General features: G+C 45.2%; 19 protein-coding genes. 16 read left to right on the top strand and 3 right to left on the bottom strand.

Annotation, left to right across the window (positions count from 1 at the left end):
• The first annotated feature begins 29 nt into the window (after positions 1–29).
• The 14 genes from ACGTNI_RS00730 (at position 30) to ACGTNI_RS00665 (ending at position 21,181) form a co-directional block, all read left to right on the top strand.
• Positions 30–908, top strand: coding sequence for a carbohydrate ABC transporter permease (locus ACGTNI_RS00730; protein ID WP_062445098.1), 879 nt, complete (start codon positions 30–32; stop codon positions 906–908).
• A gap of 18 nt (positions 909–926) precedes the next feature.
• A complete protein-coding gene (locus ACGTNI_RS00725; RefSeq protein ID WP_394459176.1) occupies positions 927–2,948 on the top strand; it encodes a YIP1 family protein in 2,022 nt (673 codons plus the stop codon).
• Positions 2,941–5,211 carry a DUF5696 domain-containing protein gene (locus tag ACGTNI_RS00720; protein ID WP_394459174.1) on the top strand — a complete coding sequence of 757 codons (2,271 nt, stop codon included), beginning with the start codon at positions 2,941–2,943 and terminating at the stop codon, positions 5,209–5,211. The genes ACGTNI_RS00725 and ACGTNI_RS00720 overlap by 8 nt, the downstream gene beginning before the upstream one ends.
• Complete coding sequence (locus ACGTNI_RS00715) at positions 5,208–6,074, top strand: carbohydrate ABC transporter permease (RefSeq protein WP_394459172.1); 867 nt, start codon at positions 5,208–5,210, stop codon at positions 6,072–6,074. The genes ACGTNI_RS00720 and ACGTNI_RS00715 overlap by 4 nt, the downstream gene beginning before the upstream one ends.
• Positions 6,075–6,087: 13 nt before the next feature.
• On the top strand, positions 6,088–7,047 hold the full coding sequence (locus tag ACGTNI_RS00710) for a carbohydrate ABC transporter permease (protein WP_394459169.1): 960 nt from the start codon (positions 6,088–6,090) through the stop codon (positions 7,045–7,047).
• Positions 7,048–7,561: 514 nt separating this feature from the next.
• Complete coding sequence (locus ACGTNI_RS00705; RefSeq protein WP_394459166.1) at positions 7,562–10,909, top strand: GH36-type glycosyl hydrolase domain-containing protein; 3,348 nt, start codon at positions 7,562–7,564, stop codon at positions 10,907–10,909.
• A 76-nt stretch (positions 10,910–10,985) separates the two neighbouring features.
• Entirely contained in the window at positions 10,986–13,400 is a 2,415-nt protein-coding gene (locus ACGTNI_RS00700) for a beta-galactosidase (RefSeq protein WP_394459164.1), read from the top strand.
• Between the two features lie 51 nt (positions 13,401–13,451).
• Positions 13,452–14,924: a sulfatase family protein gene (locus ACGTNI_RS00695; protein WP_394459162.1), complete on the top strand. Its 1,473-nt coding sequence runs from the start codon at positions 13,452–13,454 to the stop codon at positions 14,922–14,924.
• 7 nt (positions 14,925–14,931) lie between these two features.
• The gene (locus ACGTNI_RS00690) at positions 14,932–16,221 is read left to right on the top strand and encodes a hypothetical protein (protein ID WP_394459160.1); all 1,290 of its coding nucleotides are present in this window, start codon (positions 14,932–14,934) and stop codon (positions 16,219–16,221) included.
• 36 nt (positions 16,222–16,257) lie between these two features.
• Positions 16,258–17,052, top strand: coding sequence for an endonuclease/exonuclease/phosphatase family protein (locus tag ACGTNI_RS00685; RefSeq protein WP_394459158.1), 795 nt, complete (start codon positions 16,258–16,260; stop codon positions 17,050–17,052).
• 30 nt (positions 17,053–17,082) lie between these two features.
• The gene (locus ACGTNI_RS00680) at positions 17,083–18,024 is read left to right on the top strand and encodes a formylglycine-generating enzyme family protein (protein ID WP_394459156.1); all 942 of its coding nucleotides are present in this window, start codon (positions 17,083–17,085) and stop codon (positions 18,022–18,024) included.
• A gap of 169 nt (positions 18,025–18,193) precedes the next feature.
• Positions 18,194–19,840 carry a DUF2207 domain-containing protein gene (locus ACGTNI_RS00675; protein ID WP_394459154.1) on the top strand — a complete coding sequence of 549 codons (1,647 nt, stop codon included), beginning with the start codon at positions 18,194–18,196 and terminating at the stop codon, positions 19,838–19,840.
• A 248-nt stretch (positions 19,841–20,088) separates the two neighbouring features.
• Positions 20,089–20,871 carry an arylamine N-acetyltransferase family protein gene (locus tag ACGTNI_RS00670; RefSeq protein WP_394459152.1) on the top strand — a complete coding sequence of 261 codons (783 nt, stop codon included), beginning with the start codon at positions 20,089–20,091 and terminating at the stop codon, positions 20,869–20,871.
• 61 nt (positions 20,872–20,932) lie between these two features.
• Complete coding sequence (locus ACGTNI_RS00665) at positions 20,933–21,181, top strand: DUF3949 domain-containing protein (RefSeq protein WP_394459150.1); 249 nt, start codon at positions 20,933–20,935, stop codon at positions 21,179–21,181.
• 41 nt (positions 21,182–21,222) lie between these two features.
• Here the strand turns inward: ACGTNI_RS00665 and ACGTNI_RS00660 are convergent, their stop codons facing one another.
• Positions 21,223–21,972, bottom strand: a complete 750-nt coding sequence (locus tag ACGTNI_RS00660; protein WP_394459148.1) for an SDR family NAD(P)-dependent oxidoreductase — start codon at positions 21,970–21,972, stop codon at positions 21,223–21,225.
• A gap of 167 nt (positions 21,973–22,139) precedes the next feature.
• Positions 22,140–22,406, bottom strand: coding sequence for a hypothetical protein (locus ACGTNI_RS00655; RefSeq protein WP_394459146.1), 267 nt, complete (start codon positions 22,404–22,406; stop codon positions 22,140–22,142).
• A 120-nt stretch (positions 22,407–22,526) separates the two neighbouring features.
• Here ACGTNI_RS00655 and rraA point away from each other — a divergent pair, with 120 nt between their 5' ends.
• The gene (rraA, locus tag ACGTNI_RS00650) at positions 22,527–23,006 is read left to right on the top strand and encodes a ribonuclease E activity regulator RraA (protein ID WP_394459144.1); all 480 of its coding nucleotides are present in this window, start codon (positions 22,527–22,529) and stop codon (positions 23,004–23,006) included.
• A gap of 15 nt (positions 23,007–23,021) precedes the next feature.
• Positions 23,022–23,393, top strand: a complete 372-nt coding sequence (locus tag ACGTNI_RS00645) for an iron chaperone (RefSeq protein ID WP_394459142.1) — start codon at positions 23,022–23,024, stop codon at positions 23,391–23,393.
• Between the two features lie 214 nt (positions 23,394–23,607).
• Here the strand turns inward: ACGTNI_RS00645 and alr are convergent, their stop codons facing one another.
• On the bottom strand, positions 23,608–24,792 hold the full coding sequence (gene alr, locus ACGTNI_RS00640) for an alanine racemase (RefSeq protein WP_394459140.1): 1,185 nt from the start codon (positions 24,790–24,792) through the stop codon (positions 23,608–23,610).
• Positions 24,793–24,843: the final 51 nt, after the last annotated feature.

Below are 24,843 nucleotides of genomic sequence, written 5' to 3'. Positions count from 1 at the left end.
TAGGTTACTAACTTGAGAGGGGTGGGGAAATGGCATCTTTTCATGGTACGAAAATAAATCCAGACAGGTTTCACCGGAGTCAATTGAAGTTTTACTTCTTTCTGATACCAATGGCAACATTGATGATCATTCCGATCGTTTATATCTTTTCCCATGCATTCAAACCGATTGATGAGCTGTTTGCTTATCCACCGCGGTTCTTTGTGCAGAAACCAACGCTACAGAATTTCTATGACCTGGCCAGCAACACGAATGCTACCGGTGTACCAATGTCCCGATATCTATTCAACAGTATCGTTGTCACCGTTATCGTCGTTTTCCTGACGGTGTTGATCAGTACGATGGCTGGCTATGTGTTTTCGAAAAAGAACTTCAAGTTCAAGAAAACGTTGTTTGAAATTAATACGCTGGCCTTGATGTTCGTGCCGGCAGCAGTCGTTATTCCACGTTATTTGTTGATCGATGAGGTTGGATTATTGGATACATTTTTCGCTCATATCTTTCCGTTATTAGCGATGCCGGTCGGATTGTTTCTGGTAAAACAGTTCATTGACCAAATACCGGATGAATTGATCGAAGCGGCAAGGATTGATGGTGCCAATGATTTTCATATTTTCTTTAAAATCATCATTCCATTAGTGAAACCTGCCATTGCAACTATTTCCATTCTTGCTTTCCAGGCTGTGTGGAATAACGCAGAGACATCTACCTTATTTGTCGATGATGAAAACTTGAAGACATTCGCCTTTTTCATGTCTACATTAGCGGCAGAAACAGGCGGCAACTCTGTGGCAGGACAAGGGATGGCCGCTGCTGCATCATTGATCATGTTTGTACCGAACCTGATCATCTTCATCTTCATGCAAAGCAAAGTCATGAACACGATGGCACACTCTGGAATCAAGTAATTATTAGGAGGAAGGGAAATGAGGGAATTCTTCATTGCAGTATTTAGCTTTTTGTTGATCATATTGTTTCCCACACTTTCCTCTGCTTCCGTTTCTGTCCCTTATAAAACAGAAACATTGACAGCTGATGGAAATGTTATCGAAACACAAACAGCATATGTCCCTATCGGTCTATTTGCCAAAGGTACAGAAATTGTCAATCCAGAAGATATTTATATCGATCAGGAGGGCTATATCTACGTCGCGGATTCCGGTACGAAAACCGTCACCAAGTTTGATAATGAAGGAAATGTCATAAAGGTATATGGTACAGACGTACTGAATCAGCCAATGGGCGTTCATGCCGACCGGAATGGCGATGTATATGTCGCAGATTATGGGAATCAGAAGGTATTCAAATTCCAGGAAGATGGTGATTTAGACGAGGAGTATGCAAGGCCGGAATCGCCATTATTCGGAAAAAACGCTCCGTACAAGCCGGAAAAAGTATCGGTAGATAAACGCGGGAACATCTATATCATTGGTGAAAGTGCCAATAACGGGATTATCCAATTAAGTCAGGATGGTACCTTCCTTGGTTACTATGGGGCCAATACCCTGCCGCCGTCTGTCGGTACGTTCGTGCAGGATATGATTACGACACAGCGGCAAAAAGCAAACCTATTCATGAAAGAACCACCTGCTTCAGGCAACATATCGATAGATGAACAAGGGCTGGTCTACACAGTAACATCCGGCACCAGCTGGGAAGCAATCCGCAAATTGAATATCGCTGGCGGAAATGTGCTCCCTTCCGATATGACAGAGGAGAACAACCTGGTCGACATTTCTGTCGGTTCGATCGGAAACATATATACGATAGGAAACGATGGCATCATCTATGAGTATGACAGTTCGGGTAATCTACTCTTCTCTTTTGGTGGTAAAACGAATGAAAACAATCGCCTGGGATTAACGATGCAGCCGTCCAGTATCGAAGTGGACGAGGTGGGGCGGTTGTATGTGACTGACCGGGAGCAAGGAAATATCCAGGTCTATGAGCCGACGGAATTCACTACTGTACTTCATCAGGGCTTAGCCCTTTTTGAAGAAGGCTACTATGTTGAGAGTGAAAAATATTGGAATGAAATTCTTCGATTGAACTCTTCTTTTGGCCTTGCCCACACGGCCAAAGGGGAGGCGCTTTACAAACAGCAGCAATATGACGAGGCGCTGAAAGAATTCGAATTAGCCAATGACAAGGGCGACTATTCCAATGCCTTTTGGGAAATCCGTTACCGTTGGCTTGAATCTAACCTGGCTAGTGCTTTTATGATTATCTTTGCTTTCTTTACTGCCAGATTTGCGATTAGATACGCCGATAAAAAGAAGAACATTCTCGAACCTGCCAGAAGAAAGACGAAGAAGTTCAAATCACAAAGTCTTGTTAAGGAGCTGTTGTTTCTAACGAGGTTCATCAAGCATCCGATTGATAGTGTCTATTATTTGAAAAACTATGAGCGTGTATCGATTTTATCCGCAACCTTGCTGTATCTCGTTCTGGTCGTGGAATACTTGTTGACAATCTATTGGACGGGCTTCCTGTTCACCAATAGAATACTGGAAAACGTCAACTTCTTTTTTGAGATTGGTACCGTTCTAATTCCACTGTTATTATTCATTGTCGTCAACTATTTAGTCAGTACAATCACTGACGGAGAAGGAAAATTCCGAGACGTCTACATCGGTACGATTTACTCGCTGGCACCGATCATTTTATTTTTACTGCCTGTGACACTGATCTCAAATGTACTTACTTTTAACGAGGCGTTCATTTATACATTTTCGATGCAAATCATCATCGTCTGGTCGGTCATCATTTTGTTTACTACGATCAAAGAGATTCATGACTTTACCTTCTGGGGAACTGTCCGAAACATTCTGGTCACCTTGTTCGGAATGTTCCTTACCGTATTAGTGTTCTTTGTTCTCTATGTATTGTTCGATCAGGTAATTGACTTTGTAATTTCTATCATCGAGGAGGTGATTCTTCGTGTCTAGCAAATGGAAATGGATTGTAATTGTGGTTGTCCTGTTATTTCCTATACAAGTAATCGCCAACTCACTGATCGATGATGATCCTGATACAGATATAACGGAGGAACAGGAGAAGCGTTCAAATGAAATGTTCCGTTATAAATCGAATCAGTACACTCAGCCGGAAAATGAGGAAGCGACCGTAGATAATGCCGTTTCACTCGATGGCTATGAGCGGGTGGCAGAGAATGATCACCTCGCTCTTTATGTAGAACCGGAGTCCTTAGCGTTGAAAATAGAAAATAAACATACTGGCTATCTATGGAGTTCGGGTCTTGAAGAAGGTAAGGATTATAATTTGAACAACACCTGGTCGCAAATGGCTCATTCGGCTATCACAATTGATTATATCGATGATAAAGATAAATCGTCGACCGAAAGCATTTTGACCAATGAATCCGAGGTGTCCCTAACCAAACAGGACAATGGTTTCTCCGCAAAGGTCTCGTTTGAAGATGCAGAAATTACGGTCCAGCTGGACGTCCATTTGGATGGCGATTCGATTGAAGTCCATGTCCCGCAAAACGGGATTGAAGAGGATGAAAATAAACTTGCCACCATGAGGCTTTACCCATTCTTAGGTGCTGTCGAAGGTACAGACACAGATGGTTACCTGTTTATCCCAGACGGGAGCGGGGCTCTCATGCGATTTGATGAAAAACAAGTGCAGTCGATGGCGCCATATCGAGCTTCTATTTATGGAGATGACGAAGGATTCAAACGGTCGGCAAAGGAAGAAGGAGACGTTCAAGTGAATCCTGCTCAAAAAATTACGATGCCAGTATATGGTGTAACGAACGGAGTTGATGAGAACGGCTTTATTAATGTGATTGATGAAGGAAAAACGTTCGCAGATATCATCGCCTACCCATCCGGTATCGCAACCGACTTCCATTGGATCACGGCCCAGTATAATTACCGCTATCAATATTATCAGCCAACCAGTAAAAATATGAGCGGCTATAATGTCTATCAGGAACAAAGAAACAAATTTGATGTAAACGAGCGCATTACGTTCCTGGAAGATGAAGCCGCCAATTATGTCGGGATGGCACATACCTACCAGCAGTACTTGATTGATCGGGAGATGCTCGCTGCCCGGGAAGACCATGCAGATATCCGGTTGGAATTTTTAGGCGGGGAAGTGAAAAGCGGTCTTTTGCGAGATTCTGTTCAGCCGATGACGAAAGTAACGGACTTGCCTGACTATGTAGAACAACTGAAACAACAGGAAGTAGAAGATATGCATGTCGTTTATCGTGGCTGGACGGAAGGCGGTTATACAGGAACATTGCCGAAGAAGTTTCCGTTTGAGAATGAACTGGGCAGTGATTCCGAGTTCAGTGATGTAAATGACTTTTTCAAAGATAACGATATTCCGCTTTATTATTACACGGATTATACCAAGGCGTATCATGGGGCGTCCGGTTTTTCTGGAAAAACAGACATTGCAAGAAAAATAAGCGCAGAGACGATGGGAGGAAAAGATGGGGAGACAGATTTTTATTATCTCAGTCCATTAAAATCATTGGAAATAGCGAAGGATGACCGCTCCGAATATGAGAAGAATGGGGTGGAGAATTTAGCTGTCGATTCCAGTGCCAATCTATTATTCTCCGATTTTAACAATGGCGCCACGAGACCTGAGGTAATGGAAGTCTATCAGGATATGTTCGAAGAATTGCAGACATCGGTAGATTCTCTTTCGTTATATAAACCGAATGATTATCTACTTGCTGAAGCAGATCGTTACTTGGATATTCCGCTATATTCGTCCAATTATAGTTTTGTGACAGACACCGTTCCATTTTTGCAGATCGTATTGAAAGGTTATGTTCCTTACTACGCATCTTTTTCGAATTTCCAGTATAGTCCTGAGGATGAAGTGCTGCGCATGATTGAATACGGTGCTTATCCTTCATTCTATTTGACGACGGAACCTTCACACCAATTGATGCACACACCTTCTGAAGATCTCTATACCTCCCAGTTCCAGGATTGGGAGGGAGCGATTGTCGAGCAATACAAAATGGTGAAAGAAAGCCTGGGACCAGTCGAAGGAGAGACTATCACATCTCGGAATGTCTATAAAACAGGGGTTGTCGAAGTCGGTTATTCGAACGGGAAATCGATCATCGTCAATTATACCAACGAAGATATAAACATAGAGGGAACCGAAGTGAAAGCCAAAGGATATACGGTTACCGACCGGGGGAATCCATCATGAAGCAAATGTCACTGAAAAAGAAGCGGAGTCTAATAGGTCTCTCATTTTTATCTCCCTGGATTATTGGGTTCCTGGTCTTTACGGCATTTCCGCTCATTTATTCTCTGTTCCTTAGCTTTCAAAAGGTGAAAATCACGCCGAGCGGCATAAAGACCGATTTCATCAAGTTTGAAAATTACGTCTATGCTTTTACTGTCGATAGTCAATTCACAGCCATCTTGATCAAGTTTCTGCGAGAGCTGCTCATTTCGACGCCGATCATCATCGTGTTTTCGTTGATTATTGCGTTGTTACTCAATCAGCCGATCCGGATGAAGGGTTTCTTCCGGACCATATTCTTCCTCCCTGTCATCATTGCCAGCGGTCCAGTAATCACGGACTTGATGGCCCAGGACGTAACATCGATTCCTTCGATCGAGGAATATGCCATTTTTGCCACGGTCTTATCGAGCACAGGCGGGCTGCTGAATACGATTCTCGTGTACTTGATGGATAACCTCATCATCATTCTCTGGTATTCAGGTGTCCAAATATTGATTTTCTTAGCGGCATTGCAAAAGACGGACAAGCAGATCTATGAAGCAGCAAAAATCGATGGTGCCTCCAACTGGGAGTGTTTTTGGAAAGTGACCTTACCGACGCTTTATCCAATGATCATCGTCAATCTGATCTATACGATTGTCACCTACTCGGTATTCGCATTGAATCCAGTAGTAGACCATATCCAGGCGAACATGTTCGAAATTTCAACCGGCTTTGGTTACGCTTCGGCATTATCGTGGATGTACTTTCTAGTCATCGCTTTAGTATTAGCTGTCAGTGTAGGGGTCATGGCTGCCAGGGGTAATAAAAAATACAATTAAAGGAGGGATGAACATGTTGGATACCAGGCTGTCCCATGCTCAAAGAAAAAGGATCGATAAATATTCGACGAAAGCGAAGGCTTACCTGCTCGGGGTACAAGGAAATAATGGGCTGTTGTTTAAACTCGCTGTCTACAGCCTCTTGATCGGAATAGGATTTGTCTATCTTTTTCCAATCATTTACATGGGTTCTTACAGCTTCAAGTCATTAGAAGATCTGTTGAATCCATTGATCAGCTGGATTCCATCTACTGTTTACACGGAAAATTATCAGGTCGCCTACAAGGTGTTGAATCTATTTCCAACTTTACTGGAAACACTGTACGTAACGGTTATTCCAGCACTTGCACAAACAGCGGTAGCAGCGGTGATCGGTTATGGGTTTGCCAGGTTCGAATTTCCGCTCAAAAAAATATTACTCGTCCTGGTGCTGATCACGTTTATAATACCGCCTCAGGTGCTGTTGATACCGAGGTATGTATTCTTCAATGAGCTGGAGTTGATCGGTAGTATTCTCGCATTCTTACTTCCGGCTTTGTTCGGGCAGGGTTTGAACAGTGCGATTTTCATCCTGATTTTCTATCAATTTTTCCGGATGATGCCAAAGGCGCTGGAAGAAGCGGCGCATTTGGATGGGGCAGGAAACTTTCGTATTTTCATTACGATTGCTATTCCGATGGCTGTTCCGGCAATCATCATTTCTTTCCTCTTTTCATTCGTCTGGTATTGGAATGAAACAGCGCTCGCCAGTCTCTACTTTGGGAATGCGCTGACAACGTTACCGATTGAGTTAGGGAAGTTCAATGCGACGTTTGAGCAGCTGTATGCAGGAGACACCTCGACGCAAAACATCAACGAAGGAATCAGTATGGCCGGCACGATGCTTTCAATTTTGCCGCTCTTGATCGTCTATTTCTTTACACAGAAATGGTTTGTCGAAGGAGTGGACCGTTCCGGTATCACAGGAGAATGACAACTTTTCATATCAGTAGGAGATTTTGGTTCCAATATCATATTGGTAGAATCGGGTCAGGGAAATGGCTCGCTTTCCAGCTCCATCGCCTAGACACTTGCGTCATAAGCAGTCCATCAACGGGAAGAAAGATCACTTCCCTTTTGCTGTTCTGCTTATGCGTGTCGTGTCTCCCAAGGCGATTACGCATTACTACCTTTTCGTGGGCGTACGCTGAGCCTCCTCGGGCTATCGCCCTGTGGGGTCTCACCTAATACGCTTATCCCGCAGGAGTCTCACCATTTCCCTTCCCCTTATTGTTAAATGAGTTGAATGGAACCAGTGTCAAGTGTTAAAGACTCTGATTCTTTGTAGGGAAAGGCATTTGTTGTTATTTCTAATGTATTGACTAGCTCATTTTAGCATGAATTCCCTCACCATCCATAACAATTATTATCATCAATAGTTTTTTTTAGAAATGAATTGAAACGTTTCAATTAATGATTTCACATGAACATAAACGGAGGAATGCGCAGTGACGATAACGATAGACTCTACTTTTAAACTGACAGCGGGAAATTATTGTTTTTCTTTTTTGCCAAGCGGTGATATTCAGGAAGCGACCTTCCAGTCTGTCATGATCAACCAGCTGATATCTAATCCTGTGGATGGGTCGTTGAATAACCTTTACTTACGAATCTATAGGGAAAACGGTATTCAGGCTTATCCCTTACTAGGTACAGCTTCTCCAAGTGAAGTGGCTTTCGGTGACGACCAGGTAACATGGACGGGTACGGTTGAAGACATCGATTATACGGTTGATTTTCATTTGACGGATCACGGTGTCTGGTTTTGGGACGTCCAGGTGGATGGCGATGGAAAAGAAGTCGACGTCATCTATGGACAGGATATTGGGCTAGCAGAAAAAGGTGCCCTCAGGAATAATGAAGCGTACATCTCCCAATATATCGATCACCGGATATTTGAGGATGACGAGAAAGGATTTGTGGTCTGTTCCCGTCAAAACCAACAGCAATCGACCGGTTTTCCGTATTTACAGCAAGGATCGCTGACCCCGACAGTCGGTTATGCAACAGACGGATTCCAATTCTTCGGAAAAACCTATAAAGAAACAGATCGACCAGCTGCTTTAACTGAGGATACACTTCCTAATGAAGTGTATCAATATGAATTTGCCTATACGGCTTTGCAATCGGAAAAAGTGATGTTGGCTGGTTCCCGTGAATTTGTCTTTTATGGGTATTTTCGGGGAAATCAAGAAGAGGCAGTGTCTGAGTTGGAATACCAGGAAATCATCAATGAAGCCTGGGCCCAGGTGAAAGCGAAGGAAGCTTCACCTCAAGCACCTGCGGAGAAGGTGAGTAAAGCTTCCGGCATCGGAAGCAATATTGTCGGGGAAACGATGAGCCTCGATGATATCAATCACTATTATCCGAACCGCCATCAGGAAGAATGGGAAGGCAATGAATTGTTGTCCTTTTTTACTGATACCCATGAACATGTAGTTTTGAAAGAAAAAGAACGGCTGTTAGAACGTCCACACGGCCATATTGTGATGTCGGGTTTGAATGACCGGCTCAAAGAAGATACGATCACCTCTACATCCTGGATGTACGGCATTTTCAATGCGCAACTGGTAGTCGGTAATACCAATTTCAACAAACTTTTAACTAATGCACGCAATGCACTAAATGTGTTGAAAACGTCAGGACAGCGGATTTATGTTGAAATCGAGGGTTCTTATGAATTGCTGACATTGCCGTCCGTTTATGAAATCGGCTTTAATTATGCCCGCTGGTACTATAAAACAGATAAAGACATGTTCATCATTACCAGCTACACAACAGTAGATACACCGGAAGTGCGACTGCATGTCCAAACAGAAAGCGGACAGAAATATCGCTACATGGTGACGAACCAGGTCGTTATGCATCCAAACGAATATGAAGTACCGTATCATGTGGATCGAGACGGTCAAGTGATTACGATTACCGCAGATGAGTCTTCCATGACTGCTGGCATTTACCCGAATCTTACTTACAAGCTTCATGTGGAGGGAACAACATTCGATTTAGTGGATGAACAAAAGCTTGTTACGAATGTAAAACCAGGAGCAGCTTCCCTTGTTGTCTGTGAACTGGAAGATTCCAGTGACTGGACTATGATTTTTCAGGGGCAGCTTCACGCGAAAGAGCTGCCTGTCGAGGAACGATCAGCAGTTGAAGAAATTGAGAGATATCGCAGCTACTATCGTAAAGTGATGAACGGTTTCCGACTTTCCAGCAAAGGTGAAATCACGGAGGAAATGGATAAAGTGAATGCACTCGCCTGGTGGTATACCCATAATATGCTCGTTCATTTCTCCGTACCCCATGGATTAGAACAATATAGCGGGGCGGCCTGGGGAACCAGGGATGTTTGTCAAGGTCCGACGGAATACTTCATGGCGACGCAAAACTATACGTCGGTCAAGGAAATCATAAAGACGGTATATACGCATCAATTTGAAGAAGATGGAAACTGGCCGCAATGGTTCATGTTCGATAAGTACGCGCATATTCAGGCAGGCGAGAGCCACGGGGATGTCATCGTCTGGCCGCTGAAAGTGTTAGGTGATTACTTAGCGGCAACCGGGGATTATAATCTGCTGGAAGAAAGGGTTCCATACTCGAAGCGGGACGAAGGTTTTGAGCTGACAGAAGAGACGGCAACAATCCTTGATCACGCGAAAAAGGAAATCAATTACATCAAAGAACATTTCCTGCATGACACATATTTATCTTCTTATGGTGACGGGGATTGGGATGACACCTTGCAGCCTGCAAACGCCCAGTTGAAGCAGTTCATGGTGAGCAGCTGGACAGTTGCCCTGACCTATCAAGTGGTGGACAAGCTGGCTGAAGTCCTTGAAGCCTACGACGAACAATATGCAGGAGAACTGGCCTCCATCGCCTCTGGGATTGAAAAAGACTATAAAAAGTATATGCTGAAAACAGATGTACTCCCAGGGTTTGTCTTTATGGAAAAGCCAGGGGAAGCAGAAATGATGCTCCATCCGGAAGACAAAAAGACAGGTATCGACTATCGTCTTTTGCCGATGCAGCGAAGCATCATCAGTGAATTATTGAATGCGGAACAGGCAGAGAAACACTATCAATTGATCAAGGAAAAACTATATTGTCCTGATGGTGTACGTTTGATGAACCGTCCTGCCAATTACATCGGAGGAGTCAGCACACATTTCAAACGTGCCGAACAAGCCTCCAACTTCGGCCGTGAAATCGGGCTGCAATATGTCCATGCCCATATCCGTTTCGTCGAGGCAATGGCAAAACTCGGGAAACAAGAGGAAGTGTGGCAGGGGTTACAAATGATAAATCCGATCGGGATCAGAGATGTCGTTCCAAATGCGGAAATCAGACAAAGCAATGCCTACTTCAGCAGTTCAGATGGGAAGTTCAACACACGTTATGAAGCGGATGAAAACTTTGACAAGCTCCGTGACGGTTCCGTTCCAGTCAAAGGTGGATGGCGCATCTATTCCAGTGGGCCTGGCATCTATATGAATCAATTGATTTCCAATTGCCTCGGCATTCGTGAGGAAGAAGGAGACCTTGTCATCGATCCGGTACTTCCAGACGACTTTAACGGCTTAACATTTGATTTCCAATGGCATGGTAAAGCCGTCACCTTTATCTATCAATTTAACGATGGAGAAAAACGTGTCGCCATCAATGGTCAGCCGGCAGAAAATGCCGAACGGCTTAAAAATATCTACCGCGAAGGCGGAGTCAGAATCAGCAGCAAGGAAGTTGAAAGTAAACTAAATAAAGAAAGTAATGTGATAGCTATTTACCTATAAATTAGCCGGTGAAGCCTCTTGTTCTGTGAATAGGGGGCCTCATCCATCATATTTTCATAAGGAGGGAGAAGGTAACGTGATTGAGATTAAGAATAAGCAGATAATGATTGATGGAGAGCCGAAAATCATCATGTGCGGGGAAATTCATTATTACCGCCTCGACCCATCAGAATGGCAGGATCGCATAGATAAACTGAAAGATGCCGGCTGTAATGCGGTCGCTTCCTATGTCCCCTGGCTTGCTCATGAGGAAGTGGAAGGGGAGGTTGACCTGTACGGAAAAACTCGGCCGGAACTGGATTTAGCAGGGTTCATCGACTTATGTGCTGACAATGACCTTTACTTTTTCTTACGACCGGGGCCATTCATCATGGCAGAGATGAAGAATGAAGGAATCCCTTACTGGGTGATCGAGAAGCACCCGGAAATTGTCCCGATAACATGGGATGGCAAGAAAACATTGGCGAAGACACTGGACTACATGGCGCCGAATTTTTTGAAAGAAACGAAGAAATGGTATCAGGCTGTCTTGGAACTCACAGTTCCGAGGCTGCAACCGAATGGAGGAAACATTATTGGCATCCAGCTGGATAATGAAGTCGGGATGCTTTCCTGGGTCAGTAACTGCCCGGATTTGACCGATCATGTCCTCCGTAACTTTGCAGGCTGGCTGAAAGAACGATACGATGAAGCGACTTTACAAGAACGTTATCCGTTTCAACTGGATCACTCCGAGGCATGTTTTACAGCGATACGTTCACCGAAAGAGCAATACGCAGCGGAACTCCATATCGATCTCGGATACTATATGCGAAACCGCTTCGCAAACTATATAGCTGCATTAAGGGAATATGCACAAGCGTTCGGCGTCAAAGATGTTCCGTTTGTCGTCAACATCCATGGAACTGGAGGCGGCCGGGGTTTCACCTACCCGATTGGTATCAGCCAATTATATGAATCCTATACCCAGGACCCGGGTTATCTGTCTGGATCGGATATTTATTTTGGGGACTTAAATATGGAAAGCTTTCAGGATCTATACTTGATCAATGGCTTTATGGATGCTGTCCATAACCCGGACCAGCCGTTGACTTCTGTTGAATTCAACTGCGGGGATGGAAACTTCGGTAACAACTTTAGTGGGCGTTTGGATCCCTCTGCTTCTGACTTCAAAGCGAGGATGTGCATCGCACAGGGGAACCGTCTGATTAACTATTATCTGTTGACTGGCGGCAGAAACTATCGACTTAGTGAAAAACGGGATGATGGCAATGACAGGATCGCTTCCACCGGGGAACGGCACGGGTTCGCTGCTCCTATCAGCCCGGAAGGCGAACTGAATTACACGTATCCCAGAATGGCCCGTTCCATACAAACCATTATGGCTGTTTCCGATAAGCTTGCTGTTATGGAGGAGGAACGTGATGACGTAGCCTTCGCCTTCATACCGGATTACTATATGACGGAAGCGTGCTATCCCGATAGTGTGAAGGTGAGAGACATCCACCAGAACCTGGGAGCAAACCGTTCAACAGCGGCATGGGAAAACATGGCCCGCGCCATGCTGCTTGCCGGCTATCGCTATGGTTCCGTAGATATCCAGAATAAATCATTGGACGCATTGGAAACGCCCGTACTTGCGATACCATCCGCTCGTTATATGGCGGCACATGTGCAGGATAAACTGGTTGATTACTTGAACAATGGAGGTGGTCTTCTCCTCTACGGAGAACTTCCTGCCTATGATATGGAAGGAAACCCTTGTGATCTCCTGGCGAACGCTTTAGAAGTACAGCCGACTGGGATTCGTCAGGCAGGCCCTGCTTATGATTTATCCATGTATGCAGATGGCTGGGCAAAAGATCGTGCGGAATTGCGTGTGCATAAAGCCCAGGTATTTGATATAGCCGACCAAGCCGAGCCATTGTTCCGTGTCTATGGGACTGATGAGGTGTGCGGTTTTGATACCAAAGCAGGAAAGGGGAGGGCGATTGTGATTGCAGCCCCTTATACTTGTGATATCGACTTTTTCAAAACTGCAATCGAGAAGCTGGGTGCTAAGGCGAGCTTGACGAATGACAGTAAGTATCACGGCGTATTCATGACATCGACTGCTACAAAAGAAGGCGAAAGGTTCATCCACCTCCTTAATTTAGATGGCTTTGATAAAGAGATGCATGTCTATGAAGAAGGCGTCCCGTTATTTGATGGACGCAAGCTGGAGTTACAGGCGAAAGAGGGGGTAATGCTTCCTGTCGATATGGTCTTCGGTGATGTGGAAATCAGTTATTCTACTGCTGAAATAATGAAAGTTGCTGATGATGCAATCCGGTTCCGTCTAACCCAGTCTGAAGATGTTATCGCCATTAAGACGGATCGTGAAATAGCTGCAAGTGATGATTATACGGCTCGTCAGGAAGGCGATGTGACTTGTCTTTATTCGAAGAAGCATGCGAAAGTGGATGATCGATTAGTCGTGAAGTTTCAGTAGTTGGATAGTTTTTCGGGTTGAATATAGAAATTAATAGGAAGGAAGATTACTATGAAAATTCTTTACATTGACATTGATTCACTCCGCCCCGACCACCTGGGAGTGTATGGCTATCACCGGAACACATCACCGAATATTGATCGCATCGCAGAAAAAGGAGTACGGTTCACTAATTATTACGCTTCCGATGCACCGTGTGCCCCGTCCCGAAATGCCATGTTCCAGTCGAGATTCGGTATCCATACTGGGTCGATCAACCATGGCGGACTGAATGCGGACGTCCAGCCGATCGGAATCGACCGTCCCTTCAACCATCACCACAGTCCCTATCAGGCGTGGGTGGAAGAGCTTCGTTTCAGAGGTCACCATACCGCGATGATCAGTCCATTCCCTGGCCGTCATGCCAAGTGGAATGTGCTGGAAGGGTTCCTCGAAATGCATGATACAGGCAAGCATGCCGGAGAAACGGCTGGAGATGTATCATCCGAGGCATTGAGGTGGATCAAAGGAAGAGGAACGGAAAAAGAAGACTGGTTCTTATATTTGAATTTCTGGGATCCACACACCCCTTACCGGACTCCGGAGGAATACGGCAATCCATTTGAAAATGATCCAGCCCCTGATTGGCTCACCGATGATATGATTGCGGAGCACCGGCAAAGCTTTGGCCCGATGAGCGCTCGGGAAATTCCATCCAATCACCTGATGCCGAATCTGCCAGAGGAAATTACTTCTGTCGAGGATTTTAAACAATGGATCGATGGGTATGATACTGCCATCAGACATGTTGACGATCATATCGGTCTGCTGCTTGATGCCCTGGAAGAAGAGGGGATGCTAGAAGAGACGATGATCATCATATCTGCCGATCACGGTGAAAATCAAGGTGAGTTGAACGTTTATGGCGACCATCAGACGGCAGACCATATTACAAGCCGGATACCGTTGATCATGTCAGGACCAGATTTAAAGGAAGGACATGTCGATGAGGATTTCCATTATCAAATCGATATCGGTCCGACAGTAACAGAACTGGTTGGAGGGGAACTGCGTGATCGATGGGACGGTACGAGCTTTCTGCCTGCCATTACAAAAGGGGAAGAAGCAGGACGTCCTTATCTTGTCGTCAGCCAGGCAGCATGGAGCTGCCAGCGCGGTGTTCGTTTCGATAATTGGATGTTGATTCGTACGTATCATGATGGCTTGAAAGATTTCCCTGAACTGATGCTGTTTGATATTGAAAATGATCCCCACGAAACTACCAATCTAGTTGATGAAAAGCCGGAAATAGCAGGAGAAGGATTACGGCTTCTTGATGAGTGGGTAGCAGAGCAGATGGCGAGCTCTGATTCACCGACCGATCCGATGTGGAATGTCATCCATGAAGGAGGACCTTTCCATACGAGGGGCAATTATCATGGTTATGTAGAAAGACTTCGGAAAGAAGGCCGTAATGAGGCAGCCGACCGACTGGAACAACGCCACCAGAAATTTCAGAAGATCTATAATACATTAAGGGAGTAGTCGACTTATGACGAATACGACAGCATTTTATACAAAGTTGCCAGAACAAGTAAAGGACTTTTTCGATCGTCAATATGAAGATTCCTATCGCTTGCTGGATGCATCCCGTCATCCTGAGACGGGTCTGTATGCAGATAGTTACAGAACGTTGGAAGACAACCCGGAGTCAAAATGTTCAATTGCTGCAACAGGTGTAGGGTTGATTGGCCTCTGTGTCGCTGATATGGAAGGCTGGGACGAGAAAGCCGCTGAAAAAGCCTTGGTGACAATAAATACTGCCCTTGGGAAAACGGAAGGCTGCCAGCCCGCCCGTGATGAGCAAACCGGTTTTTTTGCTCACTTTACAGATATGGAAACCGGGGAAAATCTCCATTCTGAAATTTCGACGATTGATACTTCTTTGTTAGTTGCCGGCGCGCTTTTTGCCGGCCAGCACTTTAAGAACACAGACCCGGATATTGATGCATTGGCCAATGAGCTTTTAAATGAAATTGACTGGAGTGTAGTTGTCGCTGATATCGAGACTGGGTCGATTAATATGGTGGTAAAGGACGGGGAAGGAACACTGCCTCTTCCAGCTTATAATGAATATGTTTTAGTAGCCCATCTGGCCATGTTAGGTCAGCCTGGTAATGAAGCCATTCGGGACTTGTGGCATAACAACTTCTCTGAAGAAAGAATGACCGACTTACCACAAGTCGACTTTCGTGGCTTTCAAGTCTTGACTGATACCAACGGTGAATATGGAAAAGATTCGTTCCTATCATCCTTTGTCCATCAATTTCCATTCTATCTTGTGCCAGACTATGCGGAAAGCGCTGTTTACCGGGAGTTTTACTACAACGCTTGCATGGCCGATCGCTTAAAATGGAAAGAGCTGACCGACGTACCTTCCTATGTATGGGGGTATGGTGCGGGTCCTAACGATGGGTTGCATGGCGGGTACCATGCCGATCAGGTAAACAACTCACCAGGAGATATAGCCTCTGCTTATATCGTGGGAGGCTTTCTCCCAGTCTATCCTGGGGGAATCTACGATTTATATGCTCTCTATCAAAATCATTTGCCATATGACGGGTACACTAATGATGAAGACAAAGAAGACGAAAGAAAACTTCGCGCTGCCTATCGTTATGGTTTACACCGCTATTCCTGGTGGCATCTCGATCAGCCCGATCGCTGGTACCCGACCAAGGTTACATTGATTGATTGGAGTTCGATGTTATATGGATTCACCGCTTTCAAACGAGGAATGTCATTTTTTACATCTCGATTAAGGAGCAATGTAAATCAATAAAAAAACCTAGGGTTTACGTGGAAGGTGGGTGTGCAAATGGATAGGAAACTAGTAACATTTAACTTAAGGGTAGATCTTCCCCAGGATGGTGAAAATTCCTGGGTCAATAGGGTAGACAAAGTAGCCAGGATCATTCGAAAGCATCAACCGATGTTGTTCGGTGCTCAGGAAGCATTATTGCTGATGATCAATAACCTGGAGGGTGCCTTATTTCACTACCGTTGGATTGGTGAAGGCAGGCGAGGCGGAATGAGCAATGAATTCTGTCCGATATTTTATGATAATCGACAGTTGGAAGTGGTAGATTCCGGACAGTTCTGGCTGTCTGAACAGCCGGATGTCCCTCACAGCGTCAGCTGGAAAAGTGACTTTCCAAGGATTTGCACTTGGGGAAGGTTCCGTTTCATTGAAGAACCGCATAAGAATTTCCTTGTTTTCAACACCCACCTTGATCACGTGAGCCAGCAGGCGAGGGAAAACGGTATCGCTTTGATTTGGAAAAGGCTTCATAAACAATACATAGAAAAGAAAACACCAATTGTGTTGATGGGCGATTTGAATAGTAAGCCTGACAATCATGTGATTCAATTTTTGCAAGGGCAGGTATCACTCCAAGGAAACACGTGTCAATTTCAGGATGCCTATGACTGGCTGGATGGCAATCCCGGACGGACTTTCCATCAGTTTGAAGGTGGTACGGAAGGGGAACCGATCGATTATATTTTTTGTACCAAAGAAATCAAGTGTATCAAAACTGAAATTGATAGAACATCCTATGGTGGCAGGTTCCCTTCCGATCATTACCCGGTCATTACATCCCTGTCTTTTTAGGAAAAAGCATCACGAAAGGAGTAGAAAATCATGAGGGAAGAACCAAAAAATCAACCGTCCTGTTGTGCAGCAAGCAGAGACAAAATGGAGTTATTACCACCGGAGGGACGCACGCTCAATACTCGGACTACCGCAGAAGAAGCTAAATTTAAGGATAAAATGGTATTGTTACCTGGTGGCGACTTCTTAATGGGAACGGAAGATGAAGATGGGTTTCCTTGGGATGGGGAAGGTCCTGTAAGAAAAGTGACAGTGGATCCGTTTTATATGGATAGTCATACCGTAACTAATGCTGAATTCCAGCAATTCACAGAAGAAACCGGGTATAAAACAGAAGCTGAACAATACGGTTGGTCATTTGTCTTTTACCTGTTCGTCCCTCATGATTTTTCTTATAAGGTGCAACAAGTTCCCAATACTCCATGGTGGCTTGCTGCAGAAGGAGCGTTCTGGTTCCAGCCGGAAGGGCCTGGTTCTGATATCCAGGAAAGGATGGATCATCCAGTCATCCATGTGTCCTGGAATGATGCTACTGCATTTTGTGAATGGGCAGGGAAGCGTCTGCCTACCGAAGCGGAGTGGGAATATGCAGCCCGTGGAGGTTTGGAACAAAAACGCTATCCATGGGGCGATACGCTGACTCCAAATGGCGAACATTACTGTAATATATGGCAGGGGAATTTTCCAAAAGAAAATACCAAAGAAGATGGGTATTTGGGAACGGCTCCAGTGACAGCTTTTCCTGCGAATGGATACGGTCTCTATCAGATGTCAGGAAATGTCTGGGAATGGTGCTCGGATTCCTTTCAGAAAAAGGGACATGCGAATTCTTCCTCCTCGAAAGTAATGCGGGGAGGTTCCTATCTCTGTCACAAATCCTATTGCAATCGTTACCGTGTAGCCGCCCGTACCTCTAATACGATCGATAGTTCGACGGGTAACATCGGTTTCCGTTGTGTAAGAAGCAGCTAACATTGACGAGTTTAGATTAGAACAAAGAGAAGAAATGAAAAAGGGGGCTTCCTGCGTGTGGAAGCCTCTTTTGTATGAATACCTACTCGGAAGAGTGATAGGGGACAGATGTTTTTGAAACTTTTTCCTTTAGTAGTCCGTAGAAATAGATAGAAAGCGGGGGACGAACGTGAAAAAGTTAATGATGATGATGCTTCTGTTTGTTATGGTCTTACCGGTGAGTGTGTTGGCACTTGATTATGAAATCGACCGGACAGTGATTACTGCTGAGCTGCTTAAAGACGGAAATGTGGAAGTGAAAGAAACACATACGTATAGATTTGAAGGTGAATTTAATGGAATCACGAGAACACTGATTCCGAAAGAAGACACAGCGATCACGGATGTGCATGCATCGGAACATGGTAAGGATTTAAAAGTGGAGCAGGAAGATGAGCTTTATAAGGTTCATCGAACTGGCGAAGATGAAACAGTCACCATAGACATTTTTTATACGATAGAAAATGGGGTCGAAGTATTCCAGGACGTTGCGGAGTTTTATTGGCCATTTTTCGATAAAAGTAATGAGTCTGACTACGAGAATATGACGATCACCATTGTTCCGCCGGAGCCGACAGAGGTGAAAGCGGCTTATGGGTTCGATGAGGCTTATGATACAGCACAAGTGTCCGGGGAAGGAGAAGTGACCTTCCAGCTCGGAAACGTATCGAGCGGTAAAAACGGCGATATCCGGGTTGCTTATGTTGCGAGCCTGTTTCCTAATGCGCAGGTAACAAGTGACAAGGCGATGCTCGATACGATCCAGGCAGACAAAGAAGCTTTGGATGAACAGATCGCGGCAAAATTGGAGCAGCGGGAGCGCTGGAATCGCTTGGGTCCGTTTATTATCGGCGGATTACTGCTAATTGCTTTCGTCATTAGTGTTCAGGCATGGAAAAAGAGACAGGAAACGTTACAGGAAGCGAAGCGGCAAATCAGTGGAACTGGCCGTTTTCCGAAGACTTCTATGAGTCTTCCGGCTATGCTCGCATTTTCAAGCCATGGTCAGGTGAACACGAAAGCATTGACGCCGGCGTTACTTGAGCTGGTTAGAAAAGGCCATATCGAGAAACTGTCAGAAAAGGAATTCAGAGTGGTGAACCGTGATACCGAGTTTGACCATGAGAGCCGCTTGATCCATTGGTTATTTGATAAAATCGGCGAGGATGGCAATTTTCACGTCGACGATCTGGAGTCTTATACAAAAAATAAGGATAACCATGAACGCTACCGGAAGGATTTTAATGCGTGGAGGGAATCGGTCAGGCGGGAATTCCGCCAGCACGAATTGTATGAAACCAATACGAAACCGCGCTGGATGGCAGGGATTGCGGCGTTTGTTACATTGCCATTCATGATCGTTTTTCCAGTGTTTGGTGTATTTAGCTGGATGATTGCAGCGTTCGTGTTATTTGCATTCTTCGTCGCGTTTACTATTGCGTACCAGCCTTTAACGGTGGAAGGACAGCGAATCAAGCAGGAACTGCAGCCATTGAAGCTGGGTGAGCAATGGAAGCAGTGGGAGGAAGAAGATCAAGTGCCTGCCTTACTCTATCAGGTAGGGATGGGGAAAAGAAATCTATCTTCACAGCCGTCGGGTGCCTTCGCGGGGTCAGGAAACGATTGGGTTATCTTTATGCTGCTGGCCGCCACGATGCAGAGCAGTTTCCAAGAGGCCGATAAGCACGCGTCCGTATCAGCGGCTACTGGCGGAATGGGTTCTGCCGGTGGTGGTGCTGGTGTTGGAGGCGGCGGGGGAGGCTCCGGCGCGTTTTGACAAAAGTCCGGCTTTTTACTGCCGGGCTCTTTGTATGTGCTAATTTTCGTTAGGGAGGTATATGTTCGCGTTAGGGCGGTATATGTTGGAGTTAGGTCGCTATGTTGCTTCGTTAGGGCGGTATAGGCTGGAGTTAGGTCGTTATGTTGCCCCATTAAGGAGGTATTTCGCTGGGATAGCCTGGATGAAACCTCTATAATGGGAGAGAACTGACAAACAAAAACTTTCAGGTGATCGGGGGTACGATCATGACAGAATGTAATAATTTATTTCGCAAGCGAATCGGCATGGCTGAAGATAAAACGCTCACGATGGATTCGCTCGGTGAATTGCTTGAAAAAACAGGACGGACGTTTCCTTTTGAAAACGCACGGATTTTGTCCAGGACAACACTCCCCCTGACAAAAGAAAATCTTGTTACGAAGTTACTGAAGGAAAAGGAAGGCGGTGTCTGTTACGAGCTCAATCCGTTACTTTATTTTTTCCTTCTCGAAAATGGTTTTGATGTCCAGCTGGTACGCGGGGAAGTTTTTGTGCAAGCGAAGCAGGATTGGACACATCTTGGGAGGACGCACGTTGCCATCATCCTTGAACAAGATGGGAAATCCTGGCTGGTCGATACCGGCTTTGGGGGCAACGTACCGCTTCGCCCGGTCCCTCTGACAGGTGAAACGGTGAGTTCTGAGAATGGCCAGTACCGGGTAAAACTGGAAGACACGAAGTATGGAAATTATGTGCTGGAAATGAGGCTCAATCGTAAACAGAGTGACTGGCAGATCGGGTATACTTTTGATACTACCCGGCCGGTGACCGAAGTTGCTGAGCTGAATGAAGTGCAGGAAATCATTGAAACGGACGATAACTCTCCGTTTAATCAAAATCCACTGGCCGTTAAGCTGACAGATCGAGGCAGCAACACATTGACCGATTCCTCTTATACAGAGTGGATAGATGGGAAGCAAGAGAAGAGGGACATAGACAATACAGAATTTCGAGCACTGGCAAAAGAGCAGTTTGGTATTGAATTTTAAATGAAACAAATCCTGATTCCATTCGTATATCTTATTAGGTCAGGAAAGTGGAGGGATGGGCATGGAGCTGTTCGTTTGGATATTACTCAGTGTCTTCCTTATAGTTACGATGATTATGATTCCCATCCAGGTTCGTTATTTACGAGCAATTAAGGAAGAGATGAACAAGAAAAAACTGTCCCAGGATAAGTATTTCGATCAGATGGAATTCCAGGAAGAGCTGCTGCACATGAATTCACAGGGGAATTTGTTTTTTATGCCGGCGAATTTTATCGCCTGGTTATGGCTGCGTATGAAAAAAGAAATATAAAGAAACGCTTGGATTGACGTCAATCCAAGCGTTTTTGCTGTTTATTTGGTATTCGTAAAGCCACCGTCTATCCGGATGACTTCTCCGTTGATATATTCAGCTTTGGAGGTTAATAGGAATGAGACCAGTTCGGCCACTTCTTCTGGTGTTCCCAGACGTTTTTGCGGGATGCCCGCTTCTGCACTTTCCTTCATTTTCGGGTTAGCATCAAAGTAGGATTTGACCATCGGTGTTTCGGTCGGGCCTGGAGCGACGGCATTTACGCGCAGGCCGTCTTTGGCATATTCGGCAACGAGGCTTTTGGTAATTCCAACGATTCCGTGTTTCGTTGCAGAGTATGTCACGACGGTGTCCTGTCCGATGACACCAGCGCTGGAGGCTGTATTAACAATCGCTCCGCCGCCATTTTTCACCATGACTTCCGCTACATAACGGATCCCGTACAAGGCGCCCATCAGGTTGATCCCGACGATTTTTTCGATTTCATTGATATCGGTTTCCAGGTAGTAGGCACCGCTTCCGGAAATTCCGGCATTATTGAAGAAATAATCAATGGTACCGAATTTCTCCACGGTTTGATCCACGTAATTCTTAACTTCCTCGGCTTTTGAAACATCAGACTGGATGAAAATGGCGTCCGGACCGGTTTCTTTCACCATGTCTACGGTTTTGTTGCCGCCTTCTTCATCAATATCAACGACAGCAATGTTCACGCCTTCTTCAGCCAAGCGAAGTGCTGTCGATTGACCCAAGCCACTGCCGCCACCGGTTACAATCGCTACTTTACTCAAAATAAAACCTCCTTTATAGTCAATAACCTGTACAATTTCATTATAAAGTTTAGGAGAACGATAAGAAAATTCCTCGCTCATGCTAATTTTAACCCTGGCAAAACGTTAAGTCGGAAGGTGTTTGCGTTAGGTCAGAACCTTCCTTCGTTAAGTCAGAAGTTGCCTACCTAACTCCAAAAGATATTTTTAATCCGGTCTAAATCGGCGATGAATTCCTGCAGCTCTTCCTGACTCAGGCGAACCAGTAATTGGTCATTCAAGGATAGTACCTGGCCGCCGGAGTCATCCTGGTTCATTATCAGATAGTGGTAAATCGCATCGAACTGATCTTTATTAAGAGAAGATGTAGTGGATAACTGCTTCACCTGCTGTAAAATAAAGGCGTCACTGCCGTGGTCGAACTCGCCGGCTATGATTGCTCCTGAAAAATTCATGCGCTCACTCCTTTAGAAGGTTAGTTTGTCCAGTTTAGAAATGAAAATGTAAACAGGAATTTTTGCATTTTTCTAGAAATAGATACAGGGATAAACCAAGTAGAAAGCGAGGCAGAAAAAATGACTATGAAAACAACCGATTTATGTGATCAATATCCGGAAAAGATTCGTATCGTCGATCCAGCTTATGTTAGCTTTGGTAAAAAGAAAAGCTTTTTTGGCCCGATTTCAACGGTAAGGGTGAGAGATGATAATGTGCTTGTTCGGAAAGCACTGGAGACGATTCCGGCTGGCAACGTATTAGTTGTCGATGGCATGGCTTCGAAAAACTGCGCACTGTTGGGAGGCAACCTGGCAGAAATCGCCGCAGATCGAGGGTTGGCCGGGATTATCGTCAATGGCTACATAAGAGATCGCCTGGAAGTTTGTGAAGCGGATGTTGGTGTCATGGCTTTAGGCACAATTCCATTAAAAAGTAAGAAAGAAGGCAAGGGTAAGACAGATATCCCGTTAGCGTTTGGGAATACCGAATGGAATCCGGGGGATTATGTGTATGTCGATGAAGATGGCATCATCGTGACATCAGAACCGTTGGAATGATGAGGAGGAAATGAGATGCAAAAGTTTGAGGAGTTTTTGGCGAAGATCGATGATCCGGACCACCGCGACCAGACGGAGGAAGTGCTGCAGTGGGTTTCGGAGAAATTCCCGCAATTAAAGCGGGAAGTAAAATGGAATCAGCCGATGTTTACGGATCACGGAACCTTTATTATTGCTTTCAGTGTAGCCAAAAAACACTTGGCCGTTGCGCCGGAACAGGCTGGGATTGAACAGTTTTCAGATGAAATCAAACAAGCTGGCTACGATCACACGAAACAGTTAGTGCGCATGCCGTGGAATCGTCCAGTTGATTATTCCTTATTGGAGAAAATGATTGAGTTTAATATTAAAGATAAAGAGGGTTATTCCGCTTTTTGGCGGAAATGAGGTGCTTCATCTATTACTATTGGTTAATTGGTAGATATATTAAGAGCCTGTCCATGGCACGTTAATATTCATTCACGAACGTTTCCTTTAAACTGCATACAGGCGAGTGGTGAAGAAAGTTTCTACTTTTCATATGGAAAAGGATAGAAAACCCAGACAATTTGTGTGAATTGTCTGGGTTATTTTTGTTGATAGATTGCGGGGCCATAAGATTTTACTTATGCATTTTATCGGCAGTCTTTAGTCTTAATAATTTTTTTCCAGTAAGCTCTCCGTTTTTTACATAGACGCGAGGGACGCGTTTTCCGATCAGACAAGCTGTTTCGTAATGAATTGTTCCCATATGATCGGCTACTTCTCCCATTGAAATAAAACCTTCCGATGGTTCGCCGAAGACGGTGACGGTATCTGTTTCATTTATTTCGCCGAGTTCCGTGACATCGATCATCGTCTGGTCCATGCATATTCTTCCGACAATCGGGGCTCTCTTGCCACGGACCGTGACATCGCCTTTATTGGAAAGGGAACGGGAAAGGCCGTCGGCATATCCGATCGGGAGGGTAGCGATGGTACTGGTTTGGGCTGTTGTGAACGTGCGGCCATAGCTGATCGTCTGATTCGCTTCCAGTGTCTTCATCAGTACGGGTTTGACCTTCAGACTCATGACTTGTTTCAAGGAAATGAGTGGTCTTAAATGCTCTTCCGGATACAATCCATACAGGCTGATTCCGACCCGCACCATATTCAGGTGCATCTCAGGGTAAGCGATTGTCGCTGCGCTATTGCAGCAGTGTTTGATTGGGATAGTTACGTGATCTTCTAAAATATCAACAAACCGGCAGAAGGCCGTAAATTGTTCCTTCGTATAGGCGGGATCCGGATTATCGGCATCTGCAAAATGGGTGAATGCCCCTTCGATGAGAACATAATCGGAGGTGAGGGCTTCGATAATCTGCAGCGCCTGCTCTTCTTCTATAATTCCAATCCGGTTCATGCCGGTTTCTATTTTCAGGTGCACGCGTGCGGTCTTTTTCAGAGACTCCGCTGCTATTCGTACGGCTTCCGCTGCCTCTGTTGTAAAAACAGTGAGGGTGATTTCCTGGGTGATCGCTGTTTCCACGGCGTCCGGCGGCGTATAGCCGAGCACAAGGACCGGTTCATCGATTCCTGCCTCGCGAAGCTGAACCGCTTCCTCCAGGAGTGCAACAGCCAGGTAATCAGCACCGGCAGCAACTGCTTCTTTTGCCATTGCTTCCGCTCCGTGTCCGTAACCATCGGCTTTGACTACGGCCATCAGTTTTGTGTTCGGTTGAATATGTTTTTTGAAGGCCAGCACATTTTCCCGATAGGCTTCCAGGGAGACTTCCGCCCACGCCTGACGATAACTTCCTTGATGCATTGGGTTCCCTCCCTTAGTCGATGATAATGGTAAAAAAGTATCCTGTCTGTC

Source organism: Thalassobacillus sp. B23F22_16, from assembly GCF_043496955.1.
GTDB lineage: Bacteria > Bacillota > Bacilli > Bacillales > Halobacillaceae > Thalassobacillus > Thalassobacillus devorans_A.
This window is presented reverse-complemented; position numbering and strand designations above follow the sequence as displayed.

What these genes read in the sequence shown, in the direction of transcription:
- ACGTNI_RS00730 (WP_062445098.1), top strand. Translation starts at nt 30, where the DNA reads ATGGCATCTTTTCATGGTACGAAAATAAATCCAGACAGGTTTCACCGG.
- ACGTNI_RS00725 (WP_394459176.1), top strand. Translation starts at nt 927, where the DNA reads ATGAGGGAATTCTTCATTGCAGTATTTAGCTTTTTGTTGATCATATTG.
- ACGTNI_RS00715 (WP_394459172.1), top strand. Translation starts at nt 5,208, where the DNA reads ATGAAGCAAATGTCACTGAAAAAGAAGCGGAGTCTAATAGGTCTCTCA.
- ACGTNI_RS00710 (WP_394459169.1), top strand. Translation starts at nt 6,088, where the DNA reads ATGTTGGATACCAGGCTGTCCCATGCTCAAAGAAAAAGGATCGATAAA.
- ACGTNI_RS00695 (WP_394459162.1), top strand. Translation starts at nt 13,452, where the DNA reads ATGAAAATTCTTTACATTGACATTGATTCACTCCGCCCCGACCACCTG.
- ACGTNI_RS00690 (WP_394459160.1), top strand. Translation starts at nt 14,932, where the DNA reads ATGACGAATACGACAGCATTTTATACAAAGTTGCCAGAACAAGTAAAG.
- ACGTNI_RS00685 (WP_394459158.1), top strand. Translation starts at nt 16,258, where the DNA reads ATGGATAGGAAACTAGTAACATTTAACTTAAGGGTAGATCTTCCCCAG.
- ACGTNI_RS00680 (WP_394459156.1), top strand. Translation starts at nt 17,083, where the DNA reads ATGAGGGAAGAACCAAAAAATCAACCGTCCTGTTGTGCAGCAAGCAGA.
- ACGTNI_RS00670 (WP_394459152.1), top strand. Translation starts at nt 20,089, where the DNA reads ATGACAGAATGTAATAATTTATTTCGCAAGCGAATCGGCATGGCTGAA.
- ACGTNI_RS00665 (WP_394459150.1), top strand. Translation starts at nt 20,933, where the DNA reads ATGGAGCTGTTCGTTTGGATATTACTCAGTGTCTTCCTTATAGTTACG.
- ACGTNI_RS00655 (WP_394459146.1), bottom strand. Translation starts at nt 22,406, where the DNA reads ATGAATTTTTCAGGAGCAATCATAGCCGGCGAGTTCGACCACGGCAGT.
- rraA (WP_394459144.1), top strand. Translation starts at nt 22,527, where the DNA reads ATGACTATGAAAACAACCGATTTATGTGATCAATATCCGGAAAAGATT.
- ACGTNI_RS00645 (WP_394459142.1), top strand. Translation starts at nt 23,022, where the DNA reads ATGCAAAAGTTTGAGGAGTTTTTGGCGAAGATCGATGATCCGGACCAC.
- alr (WP_394459140.1), bottom strand. Translation starts at nt 24,792, where the DNA reads ATGCATCAAGGAAGTTATCGTCAGGCGTGGGCGGAAGTCTCCCTGGAA.